The sequence below is a fragment of the Acidovorax sp. HMWF018 genome (genome assembly GCF_003061035.1).
Taxonomy (GTDB): domain Bacteria; phylum Pseudomonadota; class Gammaproteobacteria; order Burkholderiales; family Burkholderiaceae_C; genus Acidovorax; species Acidovorax delafieldii.
Map to the genome: position 1 here is coordinate 1 of NZ_QAIM01000157.1, position 9,570 is coordinate 9,570.

The 9,570-nt window shown below is 65.9% G+C and carries 9 protein-coding genes; all 9 read right to left on the minus strand.

Annotated elements, in window-relative coordinates; genetic code table 11:
• Positions 1 to 797, minus strand: a 797-nt coding sequence (locus tag DBR23_RS06095) for an isopenicillin N synthase family oxygenase (protein ID WP_108497637.1), incomplete at its 3' end; no start/stop codon positions are given.
• A gap of 13 nt (positions 798 to 810) precedes the next feature.
• A complete protein-coding gene (locus DBR23_RS06100; protein WP_099729429.1) occupies positions 811 to 1,839 on the minus strand; it encodes an ABC transporter substrate-binding protein in 1,029 nt (342 codons plus the stop codon).
• A gap of 364 nt (positions 1,840 to 2,203) precedes the next feature.
• On the minus strand, positions 2,204 to 3,001 hold the full coding sequence (otnI, locus tag DBR23_RS06105) for a 2-oxo-tetronate isomerase (RefSeq protein ID WP_108497638.1): 798 nt from the start codon (positions 2,999 to 3,001) through the stop codon (positions 2,204 to 2,206).
• A gap of 25 nt (positions 3,002 to 3,026) precedes the next feature.
• A complete protein-coding gene (locus tag DBR23_RS06110) occupies positions 3,027 to 4,094 on the minus strand; it encodes an alpha/beta fold hydrolase (protein WP_108497639.1) in 1,068 nt (355 codons plus the stop codon).
• 70 nt (positions 4,095 to 4,164) lie between these two features.
• Positions 4,165 to 4,854: an aldolase gene (locus tag DBR23_RS06115; RefSeq protein ID WP_108497644.1), complete on the minus strand. Its 690-nt coding sequence runs from the start codon at positions 4,852 to 4,854 to the stop codon at positions 4,165 to 4,167.
• A gap of 17 nt (positions 4,855 to 4,871) precedes the next feature.
• Positions 4,872 to 6,149, minus strand: coding sequence for a 3-oxo-tetronate kinase (gene otnK / locus DBR23_RS06120; RefSeq protein ID WP_108497640.1), 1,278 nt, complete (start codon positions 6,147 to 6,149; stop codon positions 4,872 to 4,874).
• Positions 6,146 to 7,069, minus strand: coding sequence for an L-threonate dehydrogenase (gene ltnD / locus DBR23_RS06125; protein WP_108497641.1), 924 nt, complete (start codon positions 7,067 to 7,069; stop codon positions 6,146 to 6,148). Before ltnD ends, otnK begins: the two co-directional genes overlap by 4 nt.
• 37 nt (positions 7,070 to 7,106) lie before the next feature.
• Complete coding sequence (locus DBR23_RS06130; RefSeq protein WP_108497642.1) at positions 7,107 to 8,474, minus strand: GntP family transporter; 1,368 nt, start codon at positions 8,472 to 8,474, stop codon at positions 7,107 to 7,109.
• 298 nt (positions 8,475 to 8,772) lie between these two features.
• Positions 8,773 to 9,552 carry a FadR/GntR family transcriptional regulator gene (locus DBR23_RS06135; protein ID WP_108497643.1) on the minus strand — a complete coding sequence of 260 codons (780 nt, stop codon included), beginning with the start codon at positions 9,550 to 9,552 and terminating at the stop codon, positions 8,773 to 8,775.
• Positions 9,553 to 9,570: the final 18 nt, after the last annotated feature.

Genomic DNA, 9,570 nt, shown 5'->3' on the forward strand with positions numbered 1-9,570 from the left:
CCGCTGTGCACGTTGCGCACGCGGTGGGGGTTGGATCGGTACAGCCCATTGGTCCAGCGCGGAATCATGTCGCCCAGGTTCACCACCAGCGCTCCCTCGATGGGTGTGGCAGCCACCCATTCGCCGGTGGGAAGTTTCACCTCTAGCCCGCCATGGTGGTCCTGGGCCAGCAGGGTGATGGCACCCCAGTCGGTGTGCTCTCCCGCGCCAAAGGTGAGCGCATCGGCGCTCTCAGGATGGGGTGGGTAGCGCAGCAGCCGCAGCGTCAGCATGGGGCTCTGGTGTGTGTGGTAGAAATATTCTTCTGGCAGGTCGAGCGAGAGCGCCAGCAGCTGCATCAGCCGCAGGGCCAGCTGTCGCATGGCGGCGATGTAGGTGCGGCTCTGGGTGGCCAGCTCGGGCAACGCCTCCGGCCACTGGTTGCTGCCGTAGGAGTGGTAGCCGCGCTGCACGTACGGATGGTCTGCCGCGTAGTCCAGCCCGCAGTAGAAGCTCTCCTTAAGGTCTGGCCGAGCGCTGGCGTCCAGGGTCTGTCCGCCCAGGCTTTCGTAGCCCCGCATCGCGGGTGAATGGTGCAGCGAAATCGCTTCCTTGGATGCCAACGGCAGGTCGAAGAACTGCTGCGCCAATTCAAACTGGCGCGCAATGACGTCCAGCGGCACGCCGTGGTGGCGCACGTAGAAGAACCCTGCGCCCGTGCAGGCCTGGCGCAGTTGGGCGGCCACGGCCATCACGGCGGGGCTGCGCGGCGCGCCCGGCTGCAGGGCGCCGCTGAGGTCGAGGAGGGGGATGCCCATGGCGTTCCCCTGGTCAGGCCTTGAGCTTGCGGTCTACGGCCGGGGGCAGAAAGCGATCGGTCCAGATGTCGGCCACCGCCAGGCTGCTCTTGAGGCCAAAGGCTGCCACGGTCTCATCGATGGTGGCCTGCAGGCGCGCAGGCGTGGCAGCGCCCCAGCCGTTGGCGCGTGTCTCGGCGGTCTTCATGGTGCCGTCCACGATGAGCTGCAGGCGCTCGAACTCGATCTCTTCATGGGCCAGTGGCTCTCGGGCCTTGATGGCGGCAGCGCCGGCGCGCGGGTCGGCAATCGCGTCGACCCAGCCGCGTGTGGTGGCTTTGACGAAGGCCTTCATGGCATCCGGGTTGTCCTGCATGCTCTTGGCGTTGGCAATGAGCCCGTTGCCATACGACTTGAGGCCATAGTCCGAAAAGCGGAACACCGTGATCTGATCCGGCGTCAGGCCCCGCGCCTTCAGGTTGAGCAGACCGGTGAAGAAGAAGTACGCCGCTGCGTCGAAATCGCCTTTGACGAAGCGTGTGTCGCCGATGTCGGGGGCCACGTTTTCCCATTTCACGCCGCTGCCATCAAAGCCCTGTGCCTTGGCAAAGGCGGGAAAGAGTTTGCGCGAAGCGTTGAAGGGCTGGCCCAGGATGGTCTTGCCCGCCAGGTCGGCGGGCTTCTTGATGGCGCCGTCCTTGCGCACCATGACCGAGTTGGGGTTCAGGTCGTACTGGATGGCGACCGCTGCCAGCCTGGACTGCGGATTGGCGGTGTTGAACTCGATCATGGTCGAGAGGTCGGCCGATGCCACGTCATAGGCACCACCCGCCACCAGGCTGATGGCCGAGGCAGACCCGTTGCCGGTGTCGATGGTGACATCGAGGCCCGCATCCTTGTAGTAGCCGCGCTGCTGCGCCAGCAAAAAGCCTGCGCCCGAGGCCTCGACCTTCCAGCCCAGGTTGAACTTGAACTTTTGCAGAGTGCCCTGGGCGCGTACAAACGGTGTGGCAGACAGCAGGGCGGCGGCGCCGGTGGCGCGGATGAGGGAACGGCGTTGCATGGTGGAGCACTCCTGGTCGTTGGCGGATAACCACGGGGGAGTGAAAAGCCAGGCTTCACACCCCTCCGAACGGGGTGCATGCAATCAACCGACAGGGCGCTGGGGCTTCGGGGTGGGGGCACCGGCCTCCTGAAGACGCACAGTCCTGCGCGCCCGTGGTGGCGTCAGTCCATTGCATGCTTCAAGAGCAATTTCCGGGCGGTGGCCGCTGAACGCTTCTACTCTTGGCGTCTGCGTATTTGCAGGATCTGTGCCATGCGATCCCATCGTGCGGGCCATGCCCTAACACCCCCGCGCGCCACACCATGGTGCGCGCTGCACCAGCGTCTGGCGTGCAACGGCAACTGTGGTGCGAGGCAGGTCTTTACAGCCAGGGCTTGAGCCAGCCCAGCCCGTCGCTGGTGGCGTGGGCGGCGGCACCGCGCGCGGGGCGGTATTCGCAGCCAATCCAGCCGTCGTAGTCCAGGCTGTCCAACAGCTTGAAGAGATAGGTGTAGTTGATCTCGCCCACATCGGGTTCGTGGCGCTCAGGCACACCGGCAATCTGGAAGTGGCCGACGTTGCCTGTGGGCAGGTACTGGCGCACCTTCATGGCCAGGTCGCCTTCCACGATCTGGCAGTGGTACAGGTCCATCTGCACCTTCACGTTGGCGGCGCCGATCTCGGCGATCAGCGCATGGGCCTGGTCCTGGCGGCTGAGGAAGAAGCCAGGCATGTCGCGGCCGTTGATGGGTTCCAGCAGGATCTGGATGCCATGGGGCGCAGCCTGTTCGGCGGCGTAGCACACGTTGGCGATGTAGGTAGCGCGCACGGTGGCGGCGTCTGCCCCCTGGGGCACCAGTCCTGCCATCACGTGGATGCGGGGGCACTGCAGGGCCTTGGCATAGTCGATGGCCTTGGCAATGCCTTCGCGGAACTCGGCCTCACGCCCCGGCAGGCAGGCAAGCCCGCGTTCGCCCGCGTCCCAGTTGCCGGGCGGGGCGTTGAACAGCACTTGCTGCAGGCCGTTGGCTTGCAGGCGCGCGGCCAGTTCTTGCGCAGAGTAGGCGTAGGGAAAAAGGTACTCCACCGCCTGGAAGCCATCCCGGGCAGCGGCGGCAAAACGGTCGAGAAAGTCCACGTCGTTGTAGAGCATGGACAGATTGGCGGCAAAGCGGGGCATGAAAAGGGTTCCTGAAAAGTACGGGTCAGCGGCGCGGTGCGCTGGTGAGCACCTGCGCCAGCCGGTCTTGGTAAAAGCGCGCCAGGCCCACCGTGCTGTGGCCAAGGGTGTCGGCGCTGGCAGGGATCACGTAGGCCTGTGCGTGCGGGATGCGGGCGATGGCTTTGTCCAGCACGCCCAGCTCGGGCGGGTTGCGCTCATCGTCTGCTGAGTTGATGGCCAGCACGCGCGCGGTGATGCGTTCCAGCCTGGGCTCGGGGTCGTAGTCGCGCGAGGCCTCCCACTGGTAGATGTGGTCGTTGGCATCGCCACGGAAAGGGGCTTTGAGGCGCTGCTCCACCAGCGCATCGGCCGCAGCGCGGGTGGGGGCCAGCTTTTGCAGGCCCTGGTTGCCGCCGTTGGTGCCCGTGCCAAAGAACACCGACGCGAACTGCAGGCTGCGGGGCTGGCGGGTGTAGTTGCCACCCTGCCATTCGGGGTCGTTGCGGATGGCATCGACCAGCAGGCGGCGCATCATCCAGTTGCGGCCCGACATGGCGGTGGGCAGCGAGGCCATGGGCACGGCGATGTCCATGAAATCGGGGTAGCGCTGGGCCCATACCCAGGTGTGCATGCCGCCCATGGAGTTGCCAATGATGGCGCGCACATGGCGCACGCCCAGGTGCTCGGTCAACAGGCGGTACTGCGCCTGCACCATGTCGTCATAGTTGTAGGCCGGAAACGCGGCGCGCAGGCCGTCCGACGGCTTGCTGGAGCGGCCGGCGCCGATGGCGTCCGGCAGGATGATGAAGTACTTGCGTGCATCCAGCGGCTGGCCGGGGCCAAACAGCGTGCCTGCAAAGCCGGGTGTGAGCATGCTCTCTGCCGAGCCATTGGTGCCATGCAGCACCAGCACGGGCTCTCCGGTGGGCTCGCCCACGGTGGAGTAGGCCAGCTTCAGTTCAGGCAAGGTCTGGCCGGAGTGGAAGCGGAAGTCCTTGACGACCCATTCCCCATGTTTGGGGGCGGGGTAGTCCGCAGCCGATGCACCGCCCGTGGCCAGCACGCCCAGCAGCATGGGAGCAAAGGCTTTGCGCCAGAAAGAAAGGGTCATGGTTTGTCTCCTTGTGTGTGTTCTTTCATCCCCGCGCCTTGTGCGCAGCCAGCCCGTTACCCGTTACCCGTTACCAGTGGGCACCAAAGCTCTGGCGCAGCTCCTCAATCTGGGGCTCGGTCAGCGGCGTGGGGCGGGGCTGGCACAGCACCCACAGGCGGGCGGTTTCTTCCAGCTCTTCCAGAACGGCCATGGCGGCGGCAGGCGTGTCGTGCCACACGTTGGGCCCCAGGCGCGCCAGCATCACAGCGCGCACAGGGCTGCCCTTTGCGGCATAGCGGGTGATGGTCTGCGCCACCAGTGTTGCCGCGGCAGCATCACCCGGGCGGTGGTACGGGATGTGCGGCACGCGGCCCACCTTCATCACAAAGTAGGGCGTGATAGGGGGCAGCAATTGCGCATCGGGCGCCAGTTGGCCACCTGCAGCGGTGTCGGCTTGCAGCGAGCAGGCCACCAGATGCGTGCTGTGGGTGTGGATCACGCAGCGGGCCGGTGCGGCTGTCGATGCCGAGGCCTCGTAAATCTGCCGGTGCAGCGCAATGGTCTTGCTGGCCCGGTCGCCCGCCACCTGCTGGCCCTGCGCGTCCAGGCGCGCCAGCCGCTCGGGCTGCAGCGTGCCAAGACAGGCATCGGTGGGGGTGATGAGGTAACCGTCGGCCAGGCGCACGCTGATGTTGCCTGCGGTGGCATGCACATAGCCCCGCTCAAACAGGCTGCGGCCCACGCGGCAGATTTCGTCGCGGGCCTGGCGTTCATCCATGAAGGCGGGGGTAGAGGTCATGCCAACAATTGTGCAAAAGCCTTGGTGAAAAAGTCGGTGCTACCAAAATTGCCCGACTTCAGCGTGATGTGCAGCCCGTCCTTGGCGTCGGGGGCCACGGCATGGCACCACGGCACGCCGGGGTCAATCTGCCCGCCAATGCGCATTTGCGTGATGCCCAGGGCCTGCACGCAGGCTCCGGATGTTTCACCGCCCGCCACGATGAGCTGGCGCACACCGCACTGCACCAGGCCGCGTGCAATGGCGGCAATGGTGTCTTCCACCATGGCACCGGCTTTCTCGGAGCCCAGCTTGCCTTGAATGGCGCGCACGGCCGAAGGCTCGGCGGTGGAATACACCAGCACTTGGCCTTGTCCAATGTGGCCTTCGGCCCAGGCCAGAGCTTCGGCGGCCACGTCCACGCCTGCGGCGATGCGCAGTGGGTCGATGGCCAGAGCAGGCTTGCCCGCCTTGATGAAATCCATGACCTGCTGGTTGGTGGCCACCGAACAGCTGCCCGACACGATGGCCTGCAGCCCTTGTGCGGCGGGCAGGCGGGCGGCCTCGTTGCTGGGGGCCACGCCAAAGTTGCCCGGCAGGCCAATCGCCACGCCCGAGCCTGCGGTGACCAACGGCATGCCTTTGAGGGCAGGGCCCAGGCGCAGCAGGTCGGCGTTCGACACCGCATCGACCACGGCCATGCGCACGCCCTCGGCCTTCAGTTGATCGATGCGTGCGCGGATAGCTGCCTCGCCCTGTGCGACCACGCTGTGGTCGATCAAGCCCACGCGGCTGGGTGTTTGTGCCTGCAGCACGCGCACCAGGTTGGGGTCGGCCATGGGCGTGAGCGGGTGGTTCTGCATGCCGCTTTCGTTCAGCAGCACATCGCCCACAAACAGGTAGCCCTTGAACACGGTGCGCTTGTTGTCGGGGAAGGCGGGCGTGGCGATGGTGAAGTCGGTGCCCAGCGCCTGCATCAGCGCATCGGTCACGGGGCCGATGTTGCCTTCGGCCGTGCTGTCAAAGGTGGAGCAGTATTTGAAGTAAATCTGCTCGGCACCTTGCGCCTGCAGCCACTGCAGCGCGGCCTGCGACTGGGCGATGGCTTCTTCCTTGGGAATGGTGCGCGACTTGAGCGCGACCACAATGGCATCGGCCTCGGTGTCCAGGGGTGCGGTGGGCACGCCCATCGCCTGCACCACGCGCATGCCTGCGCGCACGAGGTTGTTGGCCAGGTCGGTCGCGCCGGTGAAGTCGTCGGCAATGCAGCCCAGCAGTGCACGTGCGCGTGTCATGCCTTGTCCTTCCCTCGACCTTCGCTATTTGGCAACGTGATGCCAGGGAAGATCTTGATCACGGCACTGTCATCTTCCTTGGCAAAGCCTGCGGTGGATGCCTGCATGAACATCTGGTGCGCGGTGGCGGCCAGTGGCAGGGGAAATTTGCTGGCGCGTGCGGTGTCCAGCACCAGGCCCAGGTCCTTCACGAAGATGTCTACAGCCGACAGCGGCGTGTAGTCGCCCGCCAGCACATGGGCCATGCGGTTTTCAAACATCCAGCTGTTGCCCGCGCTGTGGGTGATGACCTCGTACAGCGCTGCAGCGTCCACGCCTTCGCGCAAGCCCAGGGCCATGGCTTCGGCGGCCACAGCAATGTGCACACCGGCCAGCAGCTGGTTGATGATCTTGACCTTGCTGCCCGCGCCCGCCTTGTCACCCAGGCGGTACACCTTGCCGGCCATGCCGTCGAGCACGGCGTTGGCTGCGGCATAGGCCTCGGGCTTGGCGGAGGTCATCATGGTCATCTGGCCCGATGCGGCCTTGGCGGCGCCGCCGGAGATGGGTGCGTCCACATAGTGCAGGCCCAGCGCGTTGAGACGGGCTTCCAGCGCCACGGACCAGTTGGGGTCCACGGTGGAGCACATCACAAAGGTGCTGCCGGGGCGCATGGTGCTGGCTGCACCGCTCTTGCCGTCGTCGCCAAACAGCACGCTCTCGGTCTGCGCGGCGTTGACCACCACTGACACCACCACATCACTCGCCGCCGCCAGCGACGCGGTGGTGGCGTGGGCGGTGCCGCCGTCCGCCACAAAGGCACCGGCCACGCCGGGGCGCACGTCGCAGACGTGGATGGTGAAACCGTTGTTGCGCAGGGTCTTGGCAATGCCGGCGCCCATGGCGCCCAGGCCGATGATGCCGACGGTGGGTTGTGTCATGTTGTCAGTCCTTCAAAGAAATTCAAAAAGGGGGCGTTCAGGCCACCAGCACCCAAAGCAAAGCCGTGAGTGCAAAACCCGCCAGGCCCAGCACCGTGGTCAGCACGGTCCAGGTGCGCAGGCCATCGCCCACGCTCAGGCCCAGGTAGCGGGTCACGATCCAGAAGCCTGAATCGTTGACGTGCGACAGCCCAAGGCTGCCAAAGCCGATGGCAACCGTGAGCAGCGCCACTTGCAAGGGGGAATACCCGCCACCTGCAATGGCGTCGGCCAGCAGGCCGCACGTGGTGATGATGGCCACGGTGGCCGAACCCTGGGCAGCACGCAGCGCCAGCGAGATGATGAACGCCAGCAGGATGAGCGGCAGATGAGTAGCGGTGAGGCTTTGCGACAGCGCTGTGCCAATGCCGCTGGCGGTGAGCACTTTGGCAAACACGCCGCCAGCGCCGGTCACCAAAATTACGGTGGCGGCAGGGGGCAGGGCGGATTCCATGATGGTGTTGGTGCGCTCACGGTTCCACCCCTGGTTGCGGCCCAGCAGGAACATGGCCAGCCCCACGGCCACCATCAGCGCAAAGATGGGCGAGCCGATGAACCCGAGCACGTTACGCAGGTTGTCGCCCTTGGGCAGCAGCGTGGCACCGGTGGTGCCCGCCATGATGAGGGCTAGGGGAATGACGATCAACGCCATGATGGTGCCGACGCCAGGTGCGCTGCGTGACTTGGACGCTGCACTGTCTTCGCTGTTGCCAAAGGCCGCAAACTGCTCGGCCGTGGTGGGCAGCATGGGGTAGCCCTTGCGGTTGAGCCAGCCCGAAACCACCTGCGACAGCGCCGCCAGTGGGATGCAGATGGCCAGGCCAATGATGGTGATCCAGCCAATGTCGCCCTTGACGATGGCCGCGCCGCCCACGATGCCGGGGTGCGGTGGCACCACGACGTGCGCGGCCAGCATGATGCCCGCCACGGGCAGGCCGAACTTGATGGGGTTGACGCCCGCTGCCTTGCAAAAACCGTAGACGATGGGCACCAGGATGATGAAGCCCACGTCAAAAAACACCGGGATGGCCAGAACCAGCGCTGCGGCCGTGAGGGCCATGGGCACCCGCGTGGGGCCCAGCAGCTGTGTGAAGCGGTTGGCCAGGCTGGCCGCACCGCCCGAGACCTCGATCATGCGCCCCAGCATGGAGCCCAGCGCCACCAGGATGGCGACCGAACCCAGCGTGCCGCCCATGCCCGCAATCAGCGTGCTGATGATGTCGCCAATGGGCATCTGCGTGGCAAACGCCACCAGAAAGCTCACCAGCATCATCGCCACGAAGGCGTGGACCTGCCAGCGGATGATGAGCAACAGGAGCAGGGCAATGCTGCCGGCGCCGATGCCGAGAAGTGCAAGGGTGGACATGAACGAGATATCTCCGGGATGGAAGGGGCAGACCCAGGCTGGAGCCGCTCAAAGCGACTTGCAAGGGCTTCCAGCTGCACCTTGGTTGGTGTGTTTATATGGTTATCATACAAATTATCCCGCACAGTACTGCTACGGGTTAACCCGCATCTGCCAGTGCGTGGGCATGGTCGGTGAAGCGGTTTTGAGGCGTTTTGGTGCTCAAGCGCTAGTGCAATATGCCTGAGCAGCTACCAAATATGTAGCAGATCACTGATGTGTTGGGACGCAAGCCCGGCGCGCAGGCTTGGGACGTGGCTCAGAACACCAGCGGTGTGGATGCTGCCACCAGCGGCTGGGCCAGCCGAGCGCCGTCCTGGGCCCAGAACGTGAGGTCGGCCTGCTCGATGCGGGCCAGTGCGTTCTTCATGTGTTGCGCGGCAGCCGCCCGCGCTGCCACCGGGTCGCCCGCCTCGATGGCCCGCACGATGTGGGTGTGCTCGTGGGTCACCGCATCGGCAAAGTCGGTGCGACGCGCTTCGTTGGCACGGGTCACGCGGGTGGCGCCCTTGAGGAACTGCGCCAGATAGTCCAGCGTGCTGATCATGAACGGGTTGCCTGCCGCCCGGGCGATGGCGCGGTGGAACAGCACATCTTCTTCCACCCCGTCGCGGCCTGCACGCACGGCGTCGGCGATGTGCTGCATGGCGGCGCGTATGGCGGCCATGTCTGCATCGGTGCGCCGCAGGGCCGCCAGCTCGGCCACCTCGGCCTCCAGCGCACGCCTTACCTCCACAATCTGCATCACCGCCTCGCGCGATGCCGCCAGGGGTACATCGAACTGCAGCGGCTCGATGCCCGGCGCCAGCACATACACGCCGCTGCCCTGGCGCGAGTCCACCAGCCCCAGCGACTTGAGGCGCGAGATGGCCTCGCGCACCACCGTGCGGCTCACCTGGAACTGCTGCGCCAGCACCGCCTCGGTGGGCAGCTTGTCGGACGCCTGGATGCGGCCCGCGCGGATCTCGGCCTCCAGCGCGCTGGCCACCTGGTCGGAGAGCTTGGCGCTGGGTTTGACGGCGGAGAACGGCGAAGACATGGGTGGGGCGGGCAGTGG

Bases quoted from the DNA above. Each gene is read 5' to 3' on its own strand.
- DBR23_RS06115 (WP_108497644.1), bottom strand. From the start codon at position 4,854: ATGGATGAACGCCAGGCCCGCGACGAAATCTGCCGCGTGGGCCGCAGC.
- DBR23_RS06130 (WP_108497642.1), bottom strand. From the start codon at position 8,474: ATGTCCACCCTTGCACTTCTCGGCATCGGCGCCGGCAGCATTGCCCTG.
- DBR23_RS06110 (WP_108497639.1), bottom strand. From the start codon at position 4,094: ATGACCCTTTCTTTCTGGCGCAAAGCCTTTGCTCCCATGCTGCTGGGC.
- DBR23_RS06135 (WP_108497643.1), bottom strand. From the start codon at position 9,552: ATGTCTTCGCCGTTCTCCGCCGTCAAACCCAGCGCCAAGCTCTCCGAC.
- otnK (WP_108497640.1), bottom strand. From the start codon at position 6,149: ATGACACGCGCACGTGCACTGCTGGGCTGCATTGCCGACGACTTCACC.
- DBR23_RS06100 (WP_099729429.1), bottom strand. From the start codon at position 1,839: ATGCAACGCCGTTCCCTCATCCGCGCCACCGGCGCCGCCGCCCTGCTG.
- otnI (WP_108497638.1), bottom strand. From the start codon at position 3,001: ATGCCCCGCTTTGCCGCCAATCTGTCCATGCTCTACAACGACGTGGAC.
- ltnD (WP_108497641.1), bottom strand. From the start codon at position 7,069: ATGACACAACCCACCGTCGGCATCATCGGCCTGGGCGCCATGGGCGCC.